This window comes from Streptomyces sp. ISL-94 (assembly GCF_018614075.1).
Taxonomy (GTDB): Bacteria; Actinomycetota; Actinomycetes; order Streptomycetales; family Streptomycetaceae; genus Streptomyces.
This window is the reverse complement of the sequence record NZ_JAGGOZ010000095.1, coordinates 1-17,724: the sequence shown is the minus strand read 5'-3', so window position 1 is coordinate 17,724 and position 17,724 is coordinate 1. Positions and strand designations below refer to the sequence as shown.

General features: G+C 70.9%; 14 protein-coding genes. 9 read left to right on the top strand and 5 right to left on the bottom strand.

What is annotated here, in order from left to right:
- Window positions 1–144 precede the first annotated feature (144 nt).
- Both J7E94_RS27030 and J7E94_RS27025 read left to right on the top strand, forming a co-directional pair.
- A complete protein-coding gene (locus J7E94_RS27030) occupies window positions 145–3,729 on the top strand; it encodes a bifunctional glycosyltransferase family 2 protein/CDP-glycerol:glycerophosphate glycerophosphotransferase (RefSeq protein ID WP_215019419.1) in 3,585 nt (1,194 codons plus the stop codon).
- A 142-nt stretch (window positions 3,730–3,871) separates the two neighbouring features.
- Window positions 3,872–4,354, top strand: a complete 483-nt coding sequence (locus J7E94_RS27025) for a VOC family protein (protein ID WP_215019418.1) — start codon at window positions 3,872–3,874, stop codon at window positions 4,352–4,354.
- Window positions 4,355–4,398: 44 nt separating this feature from the next.
- Here J7E94_RS27025 and J7E94_RS27020 read toward each other — a convergent pair whose 3' ends face one another.
- Entirely contained in the window at window positions 4,399–5,124 is a 726-nt protein-coding gene (locus J7E94_RS27020; RefSeq protein ID WP_215019417.1) for a Sir2 family NAD-dependent protein deacetylase, read from the bottom strand.
- A 318-nt stretch (window positions 5,125–5,442) separates the two neighbouring features.
- On the opposite strand from J7E94_RS27020, the gene J7E94_RS27015 reads away from it, so the two are divergent.
- Window positions 5,443–5,871, top strand: a complete 429-nt coding sequence (locus tag J7E94_RS27015) for a hypothetical protein (protein ID WP_215019416.1) — start codon at window positions 5,443–5,445, stop codon at window positions 5,869–5,871.
- 107 nt (window positions 5,872–5,978) lie between these two features.
- Window positions 5,979–6,827 carry a GNAT family N-acetyltransferase gene (locus J7E94_RS27010; protein ID WP_215019415.1) on the top strand — a complete coding sequence of 283 codons (849 nt, stop codon included), beginning with the start codon at window positions 5,979–5,981 and terminating at the stop codon, window positions 6,825–6,827.
- Between the two features lie 37 nt (window positions 6,828–6,864).
- On the opposite strand, the gene J7E94_RS27005 is transcribed toward J7E94_RS27010, so the two are convergent.
- Complete coding sequence (locus J7E94_RS27005) at window positions 6,865–7,308, bottom strand: subtilase-type protease inhibitor (RefSeq protein WP_215019414.1); 444 nt, start codon at window positions 7,306–7,308, stop codon at window positions 6,865–6,867.
- A 436-nt stretch (window positions 7,309–7,744) separates the two neighbouring features.
- Here J7E94_RS27005 and J7E94_RS27000 point away from each other — a divergent pair, with 436 nt between their 5' ends.
- The 3 genes from J7E94_RS27000 (at window position 7,745) to J7E94_RS26990 (ending at window position 11,961) form a co-directional block, all read left to right on the top strand.
- Window positions 7,745–8,737, top strand: coding sequence for a GlxA family transcriptional regulator (locus tag J7E94_RS27000; RefSeq protein ID WP_215019413.1), 993 nt, complete (start codon window positions 7,745–7,747; stop codon window positions 8,735–8,737).
- 853 nt (window positions 8,738–9,590) lie between these two features.
- Window positions 9,591–11,348 carry a group II intron reverse transcriptase/maturase gene (ltrA, locus tag J7E94_RS26995; RefSeq protein ID WP_215019412.1) on the top strand — a complete coding sequence of 586 codons (1,758 nt, stop codon included), beginning with the start codon at window positions 9,591–9,593 and terminating at the stop codon, window positions 11,346–11,348.
- A gap of 28 nt (window positions 11,349–11,376) precedes the next feature.
- Complete coding sequence (locus J7E94_RS26990) at window positions 11,377–11,961, top strand: isochorismatase family protein (protein WP_374224510.1); 585 nt, start codon at window positions 11,377–11,379, stop codon at window positions 11,959–11,961.
- 73 nt (window positions 11,962–12,034) lie between these two features.
- Here J7E94_RS26990 and J7E94_RS26985 read toward each other — a convergent pair whose 3' ends face one another.
- The gene (locus J7E94_RS26985) at window positions 12,035–12,496 is read right to left on the bottom strand and encodes a cyclic nucleotide-binding domain-containing protein (RefSeq protein WP_308345472.1); all 462 of its coding nucleotides are present in this window, start codon (window positions 12,494–12,496) and stop codon (window positions 12,035–12,037) included.
- A gap of 141 nt (window positions 12,497–12,637) precedes the next feature.
- Complete coding sequence (locus J7E94_RS26980; protein ID WP_215019410.1) at window positions 12,638–12,940, bottom strand: hypothetical protein; 303 nt, start codon at window positions 12,938–12,940, stop codon at window positions 12,638–12,640.
- A gap of 396 nt (window positions 12,941–13,336) precedes the next feature.
- Between J7E94_RS26980 and J7E94_RS26975 the strand changes: the two genes are divergently transcribed.
- Window positions 13,337–16,078 carry a DNRLRE domain-containing protein gene (locus tag J7E94_RS26975; protein ID WP_215019409.1) on the top strand — a complete coding sequence of 914 codons (2,742 nt, stop codon included), beginning with the start codon at window positions 13,337–13,339 and terminating at the stop codon, window positions 16,076–16,078.
- Window positions 16,079–16,204: 126 nt separating this feature from the next.
- Here the strand turns inward: J7E94_RS26975 and J7E94_RS26970 are convergent, their stop codons facing one another.
- Window positions 16,205–16,621 (bottom strand): DUF3224 domain-containing protein, encoded by a 417-nt coding sequence (locus J7E94_RS26970; RefSeq protein WP_215019408.1) that lies wholly within the window; start codon window positions 16,619–16,621, stop codon window positions 16,205–16,207.
- A 102-nt stretch (window positions 16,622–16,723) separates the two neighbouring features.
- On the opposite strand from J7E94_RS26970, the gene J7E94_RS26965 reads away from it, so the two are divergent.
- Entirely contained in the window at window positions 16,724–17,707 is a 984-nt protein-coding gene (locus J7E94_RS26965) for a YafY family protein (RefSeq protein WP_215019407.1), read from the top strand.
- Window positions 17,708–17,724 lie beyond the last annotated feature (17 nt).

Here is a 17,724-nt window from a genome sequence, read left to right as displayed (position 1 = left end):
GGACGGCTTAATTCTTTGCCGTCCGCCCCGGCGATCAGCCGCCGTATGTCCGAAATGGGGGGAGTTCGTGATTCCGCTACCGAGTACGATGCTGTGAGCAGCTGATCATCGGTAAAGCATAAAACGCTGGAGAACCCGCCACCCATGCCCCCGCGCCTGAGCATCGTCGTCCCCGTCTACAACGTCGAGCTCTACCTCGACGAGTGCCTGGAATCCATCGCAGCCCAGACCTTCGACGACTTCGAGGTCATCCTCGTGGACGACGGTTCCACGGACACCAGCGCCGTTCTCGCGAAGGCCTTCGCCGCGCGGGACAAGCGCTTCCGGGTCGTGATGCAGGACAACGCGGGCCTCGGTGCGGCCCGCAACGTGGGCGCCCGCCATGCCCATCCGGACAGCGAATACCTGGCCTTCGTCGACAGTGACGACACCATGCCGGACTACGCCTACGAGCGGCTCATCGGAGCGCTCGACGAGACCGGCTCGGACTTCGCCGGCGGCAACGTGAAGCGCTTCCGCTCCGTCGGCATGCAGCAGTCCTGGGGTCATCGGGCCGCCTTCGCCAAGACGCAGCTGAAGACCCACATTTCGAAGTTCCCGGCACTGGTCACCGACCGCACCGCGTGGAACAAGGTCTACCGGCGCACCTTCTGGGACGAGCACGGCTTCCAGTACCCGGAGGGCATCCTCTACGAGGACGCCCCGGTCAGCATCCCCGCGCACTACTTCGCCTCCAGCGTCGACGTCATCAGCGACTGCGTCTACCACTGGCGCGTCCGCGAGACCGGCGAGCGCTCCATCACCCAGCGCTCCACCGACCCGGTCTCCCTCATCGACCGCGTGACGTCCGTCCGCCTGGTCCGCGAGTCCCTCAAGGCCAGGCAGGGCGCCAAGTACGCCCGCTACCTGCGCGACTACGACTACAACGTACTGAGCGAGGAACTCCCGCTCATCTACAAGTACGTCCCCGAGGGCGGCCCCGAGTTCCGCGCCGCTTTCGTCAAGGAGGTCGGCGGCCTCGTCCGCGAGATCGGCACCGGCCCCTGGTCCGACCTGACCGTCGCCGACCGCCTCAAGGCGTACCTGGCGAGCGAAGGCCGCGTGGAGGACTTCATCGCCCTCCTGCACCACCAGCGCGACTACCAGTACAGCGTGCCGGTCAAGGGCCTCGCCCGCCCGCAGGCGGACTACCCCTTCCTCCAGGGCCGCCCGCCCGTCCCCGCCAAGATCCTCGCCCTCGGCCCGCGCGAGCGACGCGTCGTCAGCCGCCTGGAGCAGGCGGCCTGGGCCGACGGCAAGCTGCTCCTGCGCGGCTACGCACTGCCCGGCCACCTCGGCGCGGAGAGCCGCCTCGGTTCCCGCAAGATGCTGATCTTCCGCGAGGGCGGCAAGCGCCGCCGCTCGGTCGTCAGCACCCGAACCGTCGCCTCCCCCATGGCCACCGTGAAGTCCCCGCACCTCGCCCTGCGGCACGCCGACTGGGCCGGCTTCACCGCCGTCGTCGACCCCTCGATCTTCCAGTCGGGCGGCAAGTGGCACGAGGGAATATGGACCACCTCGATCGCCGTCACGGGCGCCGGCGGCCTCCACCGGGCCCGCCTCAAGGGCGGCGAGCACGACACCGGCCAGAACCCGCCCGCGCACTGGGTCGCCCCCGATGTCCGGATCATCCCGGCCGTCAACGGCGCGCTGACCATCCAGGTCGAGATCGTCCGGGCCCGCGCCCTGGACGTCCGGCCCGCCGGCGACGACACCGTCGAGATCACCGGCGAGCTCTCCGCCGCGGCCGGCGCCGGCGCCGCCACGCTCAACGCCGTGCACGTCGGCACCGGCACCGTCGTCAGCGTCCCGCTCCACACCGGCGACGCGGCGCCCGGCGGCCGGATCCCCTTCACCGCCCGCGTGCCGCTGGCCGATCTGGCCGCCGTACCGGACGCCCCGTGCGCGCCCGGCGAGTGGACCCCGGAGCCCTGGAGCCTGTCCGTGCTCGGCGCCGACGGCTCCGAGCACCGCCTCGCCCACGACGAGCGCGGCGGCTTCAACGGCCTGGTCCTGCCCCTGCCCGGCGAGGACGCGGACCGCACCCTCTTCGCCAAGCGCGGCAGCACCGGCCACCTCACCCTCTCCGTGCAGCCCTCGCCGCCGCTCGTCGACGCCGTCGAGGCCCAGGACGGCACCGTGACCCTGCGGGGCCGGTTCGCCGCGCCGACCGACGAGCTGTACGAACTCGTCCTGCACAACGCCTACGGCGTGGAGTTCAGCTACCCCGTCACGCGCGACGGCGACGGCTTCGAGGCCACCTTCGATCCCGTGCTCCCCGAGTCGTACGCGGGCCGCACCACGCTCCCCGAGGGCCGCTGGTGGCCCACGATGCGCCCGGTCTCCCAGGGCGGCACCACCGCCGGCCTGCTCGGCGTCGACCGCGGCGCCCCCGTGCAGATGGGTACCGGCCGGCTCGCCTCGGGACCGCACCCCTTCACCACGCAGGGCCGCCGGATGCGGATCGAGACCCGCCTGTACGACCGCATGGTGCTGGTCGCCGACCCGCTGCTCAGCCCGCACGACCGCTCCCACTACGCCCAGCGCGTCGCCCGTTTCGAGACCTACCCGGCGCAGCGCGCCCTGCCGGTCAAGGACGTGGTCCTCTACGACACCTTCAAGGGGACGGGCGCCGGCGACTCCCCGCGCGCCATCCACGAGGAACTGGTGCGCCGCGGCGAGAAGCTGGAACACGTCTGGCTCGTCCGCGACGGCCGCACCGAGGTCCCGGCGACGGCCCGCGCCGTGCAGTACGACAGCGTGGAGTACTGGGACCTGCTCGCCCGCGCCCGTTACTTCGTGACCAACGACAACGTCCCGATCCGCTTCCAGCGGCGCCCCGGCCAGGTCGTCGTACAGACCTGGCACGGCACGCCGGTCAAGCAGATCGGCCACGACTTCGTGCACGACTACTACACGAGCCCCGAGATCCTGGAGGGGCTGGCGCACGACAGTGCCCAGTGGTCCCTGCTGGCCTCCCCGAGCTCGTACGCCACGCCGCTGCTCAAGCGCGCCCTGGGCTACGACGGCGAGGTCATCGAGGCCGGCAGCCCGCGCACGGACGCCCTCGTGCGGCCCGACGCGGAGCGCATCGCCGAGGTCCGGCGGCGCCTCGGGCTCCCCGAGGGCAAGAAGGTCGTCCTCTACATGCCCACGTGGCGGGAGAACTGCGAGGGCTGGTCCGGCGGCTACAAGCTCGACCTGCAGATCGACCTGGACGCGGCCCGCCGCGAGCTGGGCGAGGACCACGTCCTGCTGATCCGCGGCCACCACCACGTGACCGAGCAGGTCCGCGACGGCGTCCGGGACGGCTTCGTCGTCGACGTGTCCCGCCGGCCCGACGCGGCGGACCTGCTGCTCGTCGCCGACGTGCTGATCTCGGACTACTCCTCCGCGCTCTTCGACTTCGCGCTCACCGACCGGCCGGTCCTGCTCTTCACCTACGACCTGGAGCGCTACCGGGACACCCTGCGCGGCTTCAACTTCGATCTGGCGGAGAAGGCGCCCGGACCCCTGCTGGCGGACTCGGCGAGCCTGATCGAGGCCGTACGCAACGCCGACGCCCTCGGGGAGCAGTACGCACAGGCGCGCGCCGCCTGGCGCGAGGAGTTCTGCGACCTGGACGACGGCCACGCCACGGAGCGCGTCGTCGACCGCATGCTGGAGCTGGGTGCGGGCCCCGCGAAGTAGCCCGTACGGGCGAATTCCCCGCTGAACGCGAACCGGCCCCGGGCCCACCGATGAATTTCGGGCCCGGGGCCGGTCTGTATGTGAGGGACGCACTACACATCCACGCATACCCCGCATACGCGCTACGCGCCAGGAGGCAGTCATGAGCAGCAGGGGCTTCACCACGTGCCTGTGGTTCGACGGCAACGCGGAGGCCGCCGCCGACTACTACGTGTCCGTCTTCAAGGACGGCAAGATCGGCAGGATCTCCCGCTACCCGGACGGGGGCCCCGGCCAGGCCGGCTCGGTGATGGTCGTGGAGTTCGAGGTCAACGGGCAGAAGTTCATCGGGCTGAACGGCGGTCCGGAGTTCCACTTCACCGAGGCGATCTCCTTCATGATCCACTGTGACGAGGTGGCGGAGTCGGACTACTACTGGGACGCGCTGACCGAGGAGGGCGGCCAGGAGGTCGCCTGCGGCTGGGTCAAGGACAAGTTCGGTGTCTCCTGGCAGGTCATCCCGCCCGGGGCCCTCGAGGTGATCAATGACCCGGACCCGGAGCGGGCCGCCCGGGCGTTCGCCGCCATGATGAAGATGAAGAAGCTCGACGTGGCGCAGATGCGCCGGGCGGCCGCGGGGGAATGACCCGGTCCCGTGGGGGACCGGCCCGCCCCGAACCGGTCACAGCACTAGCCGCTGATCCGGGCCAGCAGCGCCGGCAGGGCGGTCCCGATGGGCTCGCGGACGACCTCGTCGGCGAGGGAGTCGTACGGGGTCTCCTCCGCGTTGACGATGATCAGCCGGGCCCCGGCCTCCGCGGCCATCCCGGCCAGGGACGCGGCGGGCTGCACCTGAAGAGTGGACCCGACGGCGATGAACACCTGGCACCCCTTGGCCACGGCCATCGCCTGTCCCAGCACCACGGGGTCGAGCCGCTGGCCGAACATCACGGTCGCCGCCTTCAGGATCCCGCCGCACGCCAGGCAGGCGGGATCCGGTTCCCCGGCGGCGACCCGGGCCAGCGCCTCGTCCATGCCCGAGCGGGCGTGGCAGGCGGTGCAGACCACCGAGCGGGCGCTGCCGTGCAGCTCGAACACCTTGCGCGCGGGCATCCCGGCGAGCTGGTGCAGCCCGTCCACGTTCTGCGTGACGACCCGCACGGGGGTGCCGCCGCGCTCCAGTTCGGCCACCGCCAGGTGCGCGGCGTTGGGCCGGGCCCCGAGGGCGCCGAGCTCGGCCCGCATCAGCCAGGACCGGCGGCGGATGTCCGGGTCCGCCATGTAGTACTCGTAGGTCACGAGCTTCTCGGCGTCGGGTTCCCGACGCCACAGGCCCTGCGGCCCCCGGTAGTCCGGGATCCCGGAGTCGGTGGACATCCCGGCCCCGCTGAACACTGCGACGAGCGGCTTTCCCATGGGCCGACCGTACGCATTCCGGCCACCGGTCCGCGACCGAATTCAGTGCTCCGGCGTCCAGCAGTCCCGGAGGCGCGGCACGGCCGGGGTTCCCGTCGGCCCGACGGCCTCGGGGCCACCGCTTCACTCCTTCGGTCCCGCGCGGCCCGTCCGTTTCGTACACCGTGCGTCGATCACAACGTTTCCGGGCGGGTGCCGGTGCGGCCTGGGTCCGGGAGGGGCGCGGAGAGTCGTTTCTGCGGTGAATCCCGCCCTCCACAGGAGTGAGATCCTGACGGCGGCCTCCCGAGGGGCCGGGCCGTCGGGTACAAAACGGACATGAAGCTCATGACGTACCGCCTTGGCGCCCTGCTGCCGACCCTGCTCGCACTGTCGGCCCCGCTGTCCGTCGCCGCTGCCCATGCCGCCCCGGCCGCGGTTCCGCCGCCGCACGACGCCGGCCAGATCAGCACCTTTCTCGCCGGCTTCTACGGTCACCACGGCCCTTCCGACTACGACCGGGACAACCGGGTCTCGCAGGTGCTCAAGGACAGGCAGCGGGAGCGCGCGGACGCCGACGTCCTGCTCTGCGCCCAGGGCCAGCCGCAGGACATCGCCATCGGCCCGGTCACCGTCGCCGAGACGGCGGGGGTCGGCTGGGCCACCGTCACCACCCACTGGGATTCCGGAAAGGCCGACACCTTCACCGCGTACGTACGCCTCGACTCCCAGCCCATTTACCTCGACGACGTGATCTGTGCGGGCTGAGGCTCCGCACCTCCGCCGGGAGGCCGAACGCGCCATCCCCCGCAGGGTTCCTGACGACCGATCAGGCCTTGCTGTGCATCCCCTCCCGGTCTGGTACAACACGGGGCATGACGGGATTCGAGATCACCGGCGCGAGCGCCGCCGACATGGACATGATCCGCGGCTGGGCCGATGAGGAGGGCTGGAATCCGGGACACTCGGACCGGTTCGCCTTCGCGGTCGCCGACCCGGAGGGCTTCCTCGTCGGCCGGCTCGACGGTGAGCCGGTGGCCAGCATCTCCGCCGTCCGCTACGGCCAGGGCTTCGGTTTCATCGGCTTCTACATCGCCCGCCCCGCCTTCCGCGGGCAGGGCTACGGCATCCGGGTGTGGCATGCGGGGATGGAACGGCTGCGCGGGCGGCTGATCGGACTGGACGGAGTCGTCGCCCAGCAGGACAACTACCGTAAGTCGGGGTTCCGTTCCGCCTGGAACAACATCCGCCACGAGGGCGTACCGCACGCCGGGGACGGTGCGGCCGAGGACTTCGAGGTGATGGACGCGGCCGGACTGCCGTTCGGCCGGCTCGCCGCCTATGACCGGCGGTTCTTCCCCGAGTCGCGCGACGCCTTCCTGTCCGCCTGGACCACACTGCCCGGCCGCACGGCGCTGGCTGCCGTCCGCGACGGCCGGATCGAGGGGCTCGGCGTCATCCGCCCGTGCAGCGGCGCCGCCCGGATCGGCCCGCTGTACGCGTCCGGTCCCGGCGTGGCGTCCGGCCTGCTGCGGCGGCTCGCGCGGCACGCGCCCGGCGGGCTGGTCTCGGTGGACGTGCCGGATGCCAACCCGGGCGCCGTCGAGCTGTTCACCGGTCTCGGCCTGGCCCCGACGTTCGAGGCCGCGCGGATGTACACGGGCCCGACCCCCGAGGTCGAACTGGCCGGGATCTACGGGGTCACGAGCCTCGAACTCGGCTGACCGGGAAGGGGCGAGGCCCGGGCTGCCGGGCTGGGCCTCAGAAGTTGAACAGCGTGCCCGCGGTGTGCCGCAGACCGCACGGGTTGGCGAAGGTGTACGAGTAGCTCAGCCGGCGGCCCTGCCACACCCCGTCGGCCGTCACCGTCACGGGGTTCCACTCCCGGGTACACGCGGCGCCGGCGCCGGGCGCCGCGAGCTCGTCCAACTCCGCGGCGCTCGCCCGTAATTCGGCGCAGGCGGCGGCCGGGTTCGGGTGCGTACCGCCCGGCGTCGGCGCGCACACCAGTGTCACCGCGCGCACCACGGTGCCGGTCGCGGCGTCCTCTCCGGCGGTCACACCGAGCACCAGCGCGGAGGGCGCGTAGAGGCTCTGCGTACCGGACGGCGCGGCTCCGGCGGTTCCGGGCCAGGCCAGCGCGGTGAGCGCGGTGAGCGCCATGGCGGCGGAACCGAGCCCGAGACCCTTTGCGATGGACCGCATTGCGAACACTCCTTTGGGTTGGTGTTTCGGATAGCGGACGAGAGTCTTGCCCACGCGAGCCGCGAACGCTCGTTCGCCCGCAATTTCTCGTCACTGATCGTGTACGGATGAGCGCAGACCGCAGCGCTGGGGAGGCGCTGACCAGTGGGGGAGCGGGCCGCCGAATCGGCCGAACACCGACCGGGAGACACGCGTGAAACCTTTGCGAAGGGCTGCCCGACGGCTCCCGGGAGCTGCCCGGATGGGGCTGCGATGGCGCCCAGTCGGGCTCCGGCGGGGGCTGCGATCGGGTTCGTTTCGGGTGTCCGGGGTGGCGGGGAGTCCCTGATGGTCGTCCTCATCGGGGCGGTCATGAGGCGTGTCTGCATGCGGTCGTGTCCGGATGTGACAGGGAATCGTCATTGCGGCCATGCGCCGCAGCCGTGAGGATCGGTGCATGCCCCCTTCGCACCGTGTCGTCATCGCGGTCTTCCCCGATGTCGATCTCCTCGACGTCACCGGCCCGGCCGAGGTCTTCGCGCTGGCCAACCGGGAGACCGCGGGCCGCGCCGGCTACCAGGTCCGCCTCGCCGGACCGGCCGCCGGAGCGGTCCGCACATCGGCGGGCGTACGGCTGCTCGCCGACGTGGCCTTCGAGGAGGTCGGCGCGCAGGTGGACACCCTGCTGGTGCCGGGCGCGGTCGACATGACCGACGCCGGCCCGGTCGCCCGTATCGACAGCGAGGTCGTGGCGTGGGTGAAGGACACCGCCCCGCACGCCCGGCGGGTCGCCTCGGTGTGCGTGGGCGCGCACGTCCTGGCCGCGGCCGGGCTGCTGGACGGGAAGACGGCCACCACCCACTGGTCGACCGCCGCCCAGCTCGCCGCCGACCACCCGGAGATCACGGTCGACCCCGATCCCATCTTCGTCCGGACCGACCGCGGCCGGCTGTGGACCGGGGCCGGGATCAGCGCCTGCCTGGACCTCGCCCTGGCCCTGGTGGCCGAGGACCTGGGCGAGCAGACGGCGCTGGCGGTGGCCCGGCAGCTGGTGGTGTACCTCAAGCGGCAGGGTGGCCAGAGCCAGTTCTCCGTACCGCTCAGCCGCCCCGCCGCCGAACGCCGGGACATCGACGAGCTGCGGCTGTGGATCGCCGAGCACCTCGACGAGGACCTCTCCGCGCCGGCCCTGGCCGCCCGGATGTGCCTCAGCGAACGGCACTTCGCGCGAGTCTTCACCCAGGAGACGGGCACCAGCCCCGCCGCCTACGTCGAAGCGGCCCGCATCGAGGCGGCCCGGCGTCTGCTGGAGACCACCGACGCCCGGCTCGACCAGATCGCGGCCGCCGCCGGACTCGGCTCGGCGGAGACCCTGCACCGGGCGTTCCGGCGGCAGCTGGCCACGACCCCGGCGGCCTACCGGCGCCGCTTCCGCACGCAGGCCGGCTGACGCCGCGCCGCCCAGCACCTGTTTCCCCTGGCACGGAGGAGGCGGACGGCTTCGCCCTGCCCTTTTCCCCGATGAGAGGCATCCGATGAGCACGAACACCGCGTCCAAGACCCTGCGCGACGTGAGCGGACTCGACAACCAGCCGCCCCGGCTGAGCGAGTCCGTCCTGATCATGATCGACTACCAGAGTGCGAGCTGATAAGCCGCTCGCACCAGCGGGGAGCGCCGTGAGGATGGTGCTCCCTCCAGCCAAGTGACCAACATGGCTGGTCCCCTAAGGCACATGCTCGCCGGGTAACTAGCGGGTGTGAAGCTGCCTGACAAGAAGCCCCAAGGGGCCGACGGGTCGTCGTCGGCGACAGGGCAAGGGGAAGACCTGAAGGGCGAACGCAAGTGAACTCCTGATGAGGCTTCGTCATCGATAACCGCGGCAACGACTAGCAATCGGCGGAAGGGTCGTCGGGTGAAATACCCGAGGTGGCTGACCGGACTTTGGAACGGGCAGCGTGGTCACCATTGACCCCGGAGTATAGGGAGCGCCCCACCCAGGTCGTATCTGGTGCGTGTGGAACAGTGAAAACCCGTATGGGTCCGGTGCAAGCCGGTAGGCCGGAGGTAACGAAGGCACAGATCCTATGCGGGAACAGGATGTCCCGAGAAGCGAAGGCCGCTAAGGCGAAAGCCTAGGGGAAAAGGCAGAGATACGGCTCCTTGGCCGCTGTCCATAACCTGGCGGATACCGCGCACATGCGCGGACTCGAAAGAGGGCTGACGCGGGACAGGTGGGCCTTTGAAGAGGCCGAAGCAATGACGACAGAACCAGGAACTGGACGTAGACACGGAGGTGGACAAGATGACCGGAACAACGGCCGACGCGGCCACCCGAGTGACGAAAAGCCTGGGCGATGCCAAAGCATGGCGCAGCGTGAACTGGGCCGAGGCAGAGGCGGACGTACGTCGACTGAGGCGGAGGATCTTCAAGGCTGCGCAAGATGGGGACGCCAAGCGTCTCCGCAACCTGCAAAAGCTGATGCTGCGGTCTCGTCACAACACGGTGGTGTCCATCCGCCGGGTGACGCAGCTCAGTCAAGGACGCCGTACTCCCGGTGTGGATGGGAAAGTGGCCCTGTCGGATCAGGACCGTGGACAGCTCCTTCGGGAGCTGGAGGCGGCGCCGCGATGCCGGCCGGTGCCCGTACGGCGCGTGCACATCCCGAAGGCGAACGGAAAACTGCGGCCACTCGGAATCCCGACGATTCGGGACCGTGTGGAGCAAGCCAGGGTGAAGAACGCCTTGGAGCCGGAGTGGGAGGCACTCTTCGAGGAGCGGAGCTACGGTTTCCGACCGGGGAGGAGTTGCCATGATGCGGTAGGACGCATTCACACGACGATGACGCGCAAGGACTCGAAGAGAACCTGGGTCCTCGACGCTGACTTGTCGAGTGCGTTCGACCGGGTCAACCATGATCGCCTGCTGGACGCCATCGGAGACTTCCCGGCTCGCCGGGAGATCCAGGGATGGCTGACAGCCGGGGTGATGGAGCAGGGGCGCTTCGCGCCTACGGAGGAGGGCACGCCGCAAGGTGGGGTCATCAGTCCGTTGCTGCTGAACATCACGCTGCACGGCATGGGGAACGCCGCAGGGGACATAGACCGACAGCCGATCTGGCAGAAGTCGGTCCAAGTGACCCCGACCTTTGTTCGGTACGCCGACGACTTCGTGGTGATGTGCGCCACGGAAGAGCAGGCATACACGGTAAAGCAGAGGCTCACCGAATGGCTGGAGCCGAGAGGTCTGGCTTTCAACGATGAGAAGACCCGCGTGGTCCACATCGACGAAGGCTTCGACTTCCTCGGCTTCCACGTCCGCCGGTTCGAGGGGAAGCTGCTAACCAAACCGAGCGAAGAAGCGGTGAAGCGATTCAAGGAAAAGGCCACGGCGATCTCCAAGGAGATGGCCACGGCCAAGACGGCAGATGTCATACGCCGTCTCAATCCCTTGATCAAGGGGTGGTCCACCTACTACCGAGGTGCGGCAGCGAGCAAGGTCTTCGGAGACCTCGATCACTGGATGTACAAAAGGATGTTCAGGTGGGTCAAGCGAAGGCATCCGAAAAAGTCGACCGCGTGGTTGCGGAACAACTACTTCGGAGCCTTCCACCCGCATCGCAGAGACAACTGGGTCTTCGGTGACAAGGAGACCGGTGCATATCTGGTGAAGCTCAGCTGGACACACATCGTTCGCCACACCGTGGTGAAAGGGGCGGCATCTCCGGATGATCCGTCTTGTGTGGACTACTGGGCCGAGCGGCGCAACAAGCGCAAGCATCCAGAGGCTCACGGCCGGAAGGTCGTGGGGATGGCAGCCCGACAAAAGGGTCTGTGCCCGCTGTGCGGCACGGATCTCATCGACGGGGCCGGGTATGAGCCCGAATCGGTACGCGAATGGGCGGACTGGTTCCATGCGAATTTCCGGCGTCTGCACAAGCACCATCTGACCTACCGCTCGCGCGGCGGATCGGATCAGGCCAACAACCTCGTGCTCATTCACTCCGATTGCCACAGGAAGCACCACGCTTCCGACAACAAGGAGATGCAGGAAATTGCGTAGCCATTTGGGCCTGCTTGAGCCGGGTGCGGTGAAAGTCGCACGCCCGGTTCTGAGGGGGGACTCTGTGCCGAGAGGTCAGGGTCCTACCCGACACACCTACCGCAGCGGCGTCATGGCCCTGGACGGCGCCGAGGAAGCCCTCGCGGCCGGCGCCCGCCTGCTGGAGCGGGCCCGCGCCGCGGGCACCCCGGTGATCCACATCATCAATGACGGAGGCGAGGGCACCCCCTACGACATCCGCGCCCGCATCGGCTCCCTCAGCGACGAGGTCGCGCCGGCCGACGGCGAACCGGTCGTGGTCAAGCAGGTCCCCAATGCCTTCCACGGCACCGACCTGGAGAAGACCCTGACCGACCTGGGCGCCGGCCCGGGCAGCGGCAAGGACCTCGTGCTGGCCGGGTTCATGACGCACATGTGCGTCACCTTCACGGCGGAGGGGGCCTTCTACCTCGGCTACCGGCCCACGGTCGTGGCCGACACCACCGCCACCCGCGCCCTCGCCGCCCCGGACGGCACGGTCCTGCCCGCCGCAGCCCTGCAGGCCGCTGCCCTGACGACCGTCACAGACCTGTTCGGCCTCGTGGTCCCCACCGCGGACGCCCTGCGCGACTGAGCGGGGCGCGCAGGTTTGGGGGCGCGGCTGGAAGGAAACTCCGCCGCGCCCCCGCCGGGAGCGGGCCGACGGCCTACTGGGCCGCCGCGGCGCGCGGGGCGTACAGGTCGAGGAGCCGGGTGCGGGTCTGCTGGAGCCGCAGGGAGAGGACCCGGCCGACCCAGTGCCCGATCGCGGAGCCGAAGGCGGGATCGGCGTCCATGAGCATCCGTACGCCCGGGCCGTCGAACTCGTACGCACGCACCGGCGTCATCGCCTCGGCGCTCAGCTGCCACACGTACGGCGGGAACAGCCACGACCAGCCCACCAGCTCACCCGGGCCGAGGTTCTCCACCGGCGCGGGCCGGCGGCCGGCCATGGGGATCTCCAGGGTCACCGTGCCGGAGCGCACGATCCAGAAGGAATCCGCCTTGGCGCCTTCGTCGAAGATGCGCGCGCCTTCGCGGAAATTGACCTCACGCGCCTGGGACATCAGTCGTCCCCGGTGCTCGGTGGACAGCATGGCAGCGATGCGTACGGGGGAAGGTGTGCTCACGACGGCCTCCGATCAGACCCCCCACGACACGACTGCTATCCCCAGTGTCGCCGACGCCCGCCGAATCCCGGCCGGGTCGGGCATGGCCTCTTCCGGATCGGCCCGATCCGGCCCAGCGCCCGCCCCGCCGACCGCCGCCGTCTAGTCCTCGGTATTCGCCTCCAGACAGGCCAGCTCCATGGCGTCCAGCACCGCCTCGTGGCTGCGCCCGCTCAACTCGGCGACGTTCTCGATCTGGGCGGTCGCCCAGGCCGCCAGCGTCATCACCAGCACCCGGAGCCCGTCGGTGCCGTGCTCGGCCAGGATCGCGTCGGCGACCACCATGGCATCCTCGGGCACTTGTTCGGGTGGTTCCAGGCCCGCGAGACCGCGCAGCATGGTGAGGGTGCGGCGGGAGATCTCCGGCGTCATCCCCGCCAGCCGCATGTCCTCTTCGTCGTCCATCCGCCCCGCCCTCCGGTGCCGTGCCCATCACCTCAGGGCACGGTAGAGGGGCGCGGGCCCGCGCGGGGCCGTTTCGCCAGGGTGACCCTGCGTACGGGGATGGCGGCGGCGGGTTCCCCATGGGTGCCATTCGGATCAGAACCGACCGAATCGAGTCCTTCCTACCCGTCCCGTCAGCGGCCGGCTTGACCCGGCAGCGGGCGGTCCCAGTAGTCCGGGGACGCCGGCGGCAGCCCGTTCGGCCCCTCCCTGTCCGGCGCGATTTGGCATCCGATGGGTCAAGTGGCGTGGACTGTACGTCGATTCACCCTAGGGTGCGGCCGTACGCATGGCTGCGACGGCTGTTCGGCGGTTTTCGGCCATGCCCCGCACACCGCACACCGAACTGGGGGGTTCATGCGCAGATCCAGTAGGTCCAGAGGGTTCGCCGCCGCTCTCGCCCTGTCCATGGCCGGAACCGGCGCGGGCATCGGCCTCGGCCTCGCCCCACCGGCGGCGGCCCTCACCCCGCCCGTCGCCTTCACCGCCGACGCCCTGCCGGCCTGGCAGCCCGACGGAGTCGTCTGGGCCCTCGCAGAAGCGGCCGGCCAGGTCTTCGTCGGAGGCACCTTCTCCGCCGTACGCCCGCCCGCGGGCGGCGCCGGCAGCGAGCAGCCCGCTGTGAACTTCACGGCGCTCGACGCCGCGACCGGCGCCCCGACCTCCTGCACCCTGTCCTTCACCGTCGGCTCGGGCACCGCCACCGTCCGCGCGCTCACCCTCTCGCCCGACAAGAAGACCCTTTACGCCGGCGGCTACTTCGGCGCCGTCAACGGCACCCCGGTCTCCAGCCTCGCCGCCATCGACGTGGCGAGCTGCACGGTCAAGACCTCCTTCCGGCCGGCCTTCGCGGCCACCGTCCGCGCCCTCGCCGTCACTTCGGACACCGTCTACGCGGGCGGCGACTTCCTCACCGTCGCCGGCCGGCCGCGCGAGCGCTTCGCCGCGGTCGACGCGGCCGACGGGACGCTGCGGCCCTTCACCGCCGACGCGGACGAGCCCGGGCGCGCCGTCGAGGTCACCCCGGACGGCAACAACGTCGTACTGGGCGGCGACTTCTTCACCGTCAACGGTGCGAACACCCACGCGCTGGCCGTCGTGAACGCCACCAGCGGCGCCCTCACCAGGGCATACCCCGGCTTCATCGAGACCAACTCCGTCGTCAAGGACATCGCAACCGACGCGACCGGCTTCTACACCGCCAACGAGGGCACGGGCGGCGGCGTCTTCGACGGCCGCATCGCGCTCAACCTCAGCGACCTGGGCCAGCGCTGGCGCGACACCTGCCTCGGCGCAACCCAGGCCGTACTGCCCTACCAGAGCGTGCTCTACAGCGCCTCGCACGCCCACGACTGCTCCAGCGTCGGCGAGTTCCCCGACGGCCAGCGCCACCACCTGCTCGCCCAGCCCACCACCGGCACGGGCAAGCTGGGCTGGGCCCCCGACACCAACGACGGCGTCGGGGAGGGCATCGGCCCGCGCGTGATGGCGGTCGGCTCCAAGGGCGGCGTCCAGTACCTCTGGGTCGGCGGAGAATTCACCACCGTCAACGGCGCAGCGCAGCAGAGCCTGACGCGCTTCGCCTCCACCGGGGACACGGGCGCGCCCACCGTGCCCGTCGCGAGCGCGGTCAGCTTCAAGCCCGGCGAGGCCCAGGTGCGCTGGCGCACCAGCCTCGACCTGGACGACAGCGCGCTCACCTACAGGATCTACCGCAACGGCGCGGCCACCCCGATCGCCACGGTCACCGCGGACTCACTGTTCTTCCGGCGCCCGCAGGCCTCCTGGACCGACACCACCGTCACGCCGGGCCAGACGTACACCTACCGGGTGACGGCGACCGACGCCGCGGGCAACACCAGCGCCCTGTCGGGGACGGCCGCCGTGACGGTCCCGACCTCGGTGGACGGCTACCCCCACCAGGTCCGCACCGACGGCGCCGAGCAGTACTGGCGCTACGACGAGTCCGCCCTGCCGTTCGTCGCGGACTCCTCGGACGGCGGCAACCAGAGCGGCGTGCACCTGAACGCGCCCGCCCTGCGCCAGACCCCCGGCGCGGTCGCCGGCGCGAGCACGGCGATCGGATTCAACGGCACGGACACCCAGGTGTACGGGGACAAGCGGCAGACGGTGGGCAGCACCTACACCATCGAGACCTGGTTCAAGACGAACACCACCCGGGGCGGCAAGCTCTTCGGCTTCGGCAGCAACCAGGCGCGCGGCAGCAACCAGTACGACAAGCACCTCTACATGACCAATGACGGGCGCCTGGTCTACGGCGTTTACACCGGGGCCACCCGCACCCTCACCACCACCGGCACCTACAACGACAACCAGTGGCACCACGCCGTCGCCACCCAGGGCCCCGGCGGGATGGTCCTCTACGTGGACGGCGCCCAGAAGGGCACCCTCGCCGTCACCACGCACGAGAACTTCTCCGGCTACTGGCACGCAGGCGGGGACAGCCTCGGCGGCTGGCCCGACCGCCCCACCAGCGAATACTGGGCGGGCCTGCTCGACGAGACCGCCGTCTACCCGACCGTCCTGAGCGCGGCGCAGGTGCAGCACCACTACGCCCTCGCCACCGCCCCGGGCGACTCGGTGGTCCAGGTGACCGCCGCGGAGGACACCTACGCCAACGCGGGCGCGCCCGACGGCAACTACGGGACCTCGGGATCGCTCGCCGTGCGCGGCACCTCGTTCTACGCGAGCTACCTCCGCTTCAACCTGCCCGCCGCGCCCGCGGGCACGGTCCTGAAGTCGGCCGTGCTCGCCGTCAAGACGAGCACCATGAGCGGCGCCGGAACGACGGACACCGTCTCGGTCGTCCCGGTCACCGGGTCGTGGACCGAGGACGGTACGACGTACAACAACCGCCCCGCACTGGGCGCTCCGGCACTCGGCAGCTTCGCGGGGATCCCGGACGGCTCGGCGGTGCACACCACCGAGTTGAACACCCAGACGGTCGCCACGGCGCTCGGCGGCGCCTACAGCCTGGCCCTGAGCAGCACCGGTACGGACGCCCTGTGGCTCTGGTCCTCGGAGGCCCAGGCCAACGAGGGCACACCGCGCCTGACGCTGACCTTCGGCGCCCCGTAGCCGTAACCGTAGCCTCGGCACGTCGCCGTCCTCGTCCCGGCGACTGCCCTGGGCCCGGGCATCGGCCCCACCGCCCTCGCGGTGGCCGCCGGTGCCCTGCGGCTGCCGTGCCCCCCGGCCGGCGCCTCAGGCGAGCGCGTACGTGAAGGCGTACGCGACGGAGGTGTCGCCGTGGCGGTAGGTGAACCCGCCCGAGCCGGTCAGTCCGGCCAGGTCCCCGGTGGCGGAGCCGGGGACGACCTCGAAACGGCAGGTGGTGCCGGTGGCGTCGAAGCTGCCGCGCTCCTCCAGGACGAAGGCGCCCTTGCGGCCGTCGACGCTGCCGGAGAGCAGTTCCATGCCGGAGTAGGTGCCGACGCTCTCCCCGGTGTAGGCGATCACGTACGAGCAGGAGGTCGCGGCCGCCTCGATCCCGCCGGAAAAGGCGTTGGTGACGGTGGCGTGGGCGAGGCGCGGAGCGGAGTCCGGGGAGCCGACGGGCTGCTCCTGCCAGTCGGCGAAGGTGAAGCGGCCGGCGGTCTCGACGGTGGTCGGCGTGGGCATGCGCGTCCTTTCGGCGGGCCGGACGGTCTGTTCCGCCCGGCATGACCCCAGGCTGGCAGCCGTACCTGACACCTCCTGTCAGGTACGGCGACAATGGCCGCCATGCGCGCCGACCGGCTTCTCTCCCTGCTCCTGCTGCTCCAGAACCGCGGCAGGATGACCGCGCCCGAGCTCGCCGGCGCGCTGGAGGTGTCCGTCCGCACCGTCTACCGGGACGTCGAAGCCCTCGGCGCCTCCGGAGTCCCCGTCCTCGCCGACCGCGGTCCGGCCGGCGGGTACCGGCTGGCGGACGGCTACCGCACCCGCCTCACCGGCCTCACCGACACCCAGGCCGGCTCCCTCTTCCTCGCCGGCGCCCCCGGCCCGGCACGGGAGCTCGGCCTCGGCGCCGACCTGGCCGCCGCCCAGCTGAAACTCCAGGCCGCGCTGCCCGCCGCGCTGGCCGGCCGGGCCCGGCAGATCCAGGACCGCTTCCACCTCGACGCCCCCGCCTGGTTCCGGGACGCCGACCCCGTACCGCACCTCGCGCAGATCGCCCAGGCCGTCTGGGACCAGCGGATCCTGCGCACCCACTACCGCCGCTGGCGCGGGGAGGTGCACCGCGAGCTGCATTCGCTCGGCCTCGTCCTCAAGGGCGGCATCTGGTACCTCGTGGCCCGGACCGAGGGGGCGGTGCGTACCTACCGCGTCTCCCGGTTCCTGGCGGTCGACACCGTGGAGGACGGCTTCGAGCGGCCCGCCGGCTTCGAACTCGCCGCGTACTGGCAGGAGTCCACCGACCGCCTCGACACGGCCCTCCACCAGCAGACCGCCGAGCTGCGCCTCTCGCCCCGCGGGCAGCGGCTGCTGCCGATGCGGTTCGGTGCCGCGGGCGTACGGGCCCTCGCCGACGCCGGCCCGGCCGACGCGGACGGGTGGGTGCGGATCGGCCTGCCGGTCGAATCCCCGGCCGTCGCGGTCGGCGACCTGCTCCGGCTGGGTACGGACGCCGAGGTGCTCGGACCGCCCGAACTGCGCGCCGCCCTCGCGGAAACGGTCGCGGCCCTCGCGGACCGCTACCGGTCGCGGCCCTCTCCGAGCCTCTAGTAGGGCTTTGTTAGGTC

Coding starts and splice junctions, on each gene's coding strand:
- ltrA (WP_215019412.1), top strand. CDS start 9,591: ATGACCGGAACAACGGCCGACGCGGCCACCCGAGTGACGAAAAGCCTG.
- J7E94_RS26970 (WP_215019408.1), bottom strand. CDS start 16,621: ATGCCCACGCCGACCACCGTCGAGACCGCCGGCCGCTTCACCTTCGCC.
- J7E94_RS27025 (WP_215019418.1), top strand. CDS start 3,872: ATGAGCAGCAGGGGCTTCACCACGTGCCTGTGGTTCGACGGCAACGCG.
- J7E94_RS26965 (WP_215019407.1), top strand. CDS start 16,724: ATGCGCGCCGACCGGCTTCTCTCCCTGCTCCTGCTGCTCCAGAACCGC.
- J7E94_RS26975 (WP_215019409.1), top strand. CDS start 13,337: ATGCGCAGATCCAGTAGGTCCAGAGGGTTCGCCGCCGCTCTCGCCCTG.
- J7E94_RS27015 (WP_215019416.1), top strand. CDS start 5,443: ATGAAGCTCATGACGTACCGCCTTGGCGCCCTGCTGCCGACCCTGCTC.
- J7E94_RS27010 (WP_215019415.1), top strand. CDS start 5,979: ATGACGGGATTCGAGATCACCGGCGCGAGCGCCGCCGACATGGACATG.
- J7E94_RS26980 (WP_215019410.1), bottom strand. CDS start 12,940: ATGGACGACGAAGAGGACATGCGGCTGGCGGGGATGACGCCGGAGATC.
- J7E94_RS27020 (WP_215019417.1), bottom strand. CDS start 5,124: ATGGGAAAGCCGCTCGTCGCAGTGTTCAGCGGGGCCGGGATGTCCACC.
- J7E94_RS27030 (WP_215019419.1), top strand. CDS start 145: ATGCCCCCGCGCCTGAGCATCGTCGTCCCCGTCTACAACGTCGAGCTC.
- J7E94_RS27005 (WP_215019414.1), bottom strand. CDS start 7,308: ATGCGGTCCATCGCAAAGGGTCTCGGGCTCGGTTCCGCCGCCATGGCG.
- J7E94_RS27000 (WP_215019413.1), top strand. CDS start 7,745: ATGCCCCCTTCGCACCGTGTCGTCATCGCGGTCTTCCCCGATGTCGAT.